Genomic DNA, 1,199 nt, shown 5'->3' on the forward strand with positions numbered 1-1,199 from the left:
TGTTGCTCGACGTTCGTTTTGACGATGACGGCGACATTGCCGCTGCGGTTGGGCGCCAACCTGTAGGCCCCACTGGATCTTGATCCAGTGGGGCCTGGTGTGCTTGGTGTCGCGAAGATGGTCACTCTGTCGTGACTTCGGCGACCGCCGCGCGGGCGGAGGATTCATCGACGATGGCTTTGTCGTCGACGAACGCGGCGAGCAGGGCTTGGACGGCGAGGTTGTTGACCGCGCGGGGCAGGCCGCGGCTGGTGGTGTGGATCAAGGAGATCGCGTCGTCGGAGAACAACGTGTCGCTGCGGCCGGCGAGTTTGAGGTGGTGGGCCACGTAGCTAGCGGTCTCCTCGGCTGTCATCGGCGGCAGCGCGTAGCGCAGGGCGATGCGCTGGTCGAGGGCGGCCATGGAGCCCAGTTTGATCTTCCGGCGGAGGGTGGGCTGGCCCACCAGCAGGCAGGCGAAGGGGGAGGCGGAGTCCATCTCGTGGTTGGTCAGCATCCGGATCGCTTCCAGCTGGTCGTGGGCGAGCAGGTGGGCCTCGTCGATGACCAGGACAGGTGTCCTGCCGCGCTCGGCTTGTTCGGTGGCGAGGGCGTCGGCTGCCTGCGGGATCAGGGCGGCGGTGTGTGGGTGCGGGATGCCGCCGAGCGCCATGACGATCGCGCGGTAGATGCCGCGGGCGCCGACGGCGGGGTTGCCCAGGTAGATGATGTGGTGCCGGGTGGGGTCCACCGCGGCGAGTGCCGCGCGGACGGCGACGGTTTTGCCGGCGCCGACCTCGCCGGTGAACACCCCCAGCGCGTGCTCGGATGTGCACCAGGTGATCCGGGCCACCGCCTGGGCATGCGCGTGGTGGCGGTGCAGGGCCTGCGGGGCCAAGTCCTTGCCGAACGGCATTTTGCTGAACCCGTAGAAGCTGGTCAGACGCTCGATCATCGGGCGGCCTCCCTGTGGTTGGCGGCCTTCTCGATGGCTTCGGCCCGGTAATACAACGCGGCGGCCAGTGCGACCGCGCGGTGCGCGGTGGTTCGTGCGGCCGCGTCGTGGACGTGGGTGTTCATGTGCGTGCAGGCCCGCTGGGCGAAGGCGATCGCCCGGTCCGCCAACGCCCAGGCGTCGCCGACGGCGTAACTTTCGCCGCTCACCGCAGTTCCTCCTCGGAGCTCTCGGAGCTCTCGGAGCTCTCGGAGCTCTCGGAGCT

2 protein-coding genes are annotated in these 1,199 nt (G+C 68.8%); both read right to left on the minus strand.

The genetic code is table 11. The features are described from left to right. Positions 1 to 121 precede the first annotated feature (121 nt). Positions 122 to 934: an ExeA family protein gene (locus ACIBTS_RS49190; protein WP_399328503.1), complete on the minus strand. Its 813-nt coding sequence runs from the start codon at positions 932 to 934 to the stop codon at positions 122 to 124. Beyond that, on the minus strand, positions 931 to 1,143 hold the full coding sequence (locus tag ACIBTS_RS49195; RefSeq protein ID WP_399328505.1) for a hypothetical protein: 213 nt from the start codon (positions 1,141 to 1,143) through the stop codon (positions 931 to 933). Before ACIBTS_RS49195 ends, ACIBTS_RS49190 begins: the two co-directional genes overlap by 4 nt. Positions 1,144 to 1,199: the final 56 nt, after the last annotated feature.

Origin of the sequence: Streptomyces sp. NPDC050121, from assembly GCF_044460385.1 — a bacterium.
Lineage (GTDB): Bacteria > Actinomycetota > Actinomycetes > Streptomycetales > Streptomycetaceae > Streptomyces > Streptomyces soliscabiei.

Coding starts and splice junctions, on each gene's coding strand:
- ACIBTS_RS49190 (WP_399328503.1), bottom strand. CDS start 934: ATGATCGAGCGTCTGACCAGCTTCTACGGGTTCAGCAAAATGCCGTTC.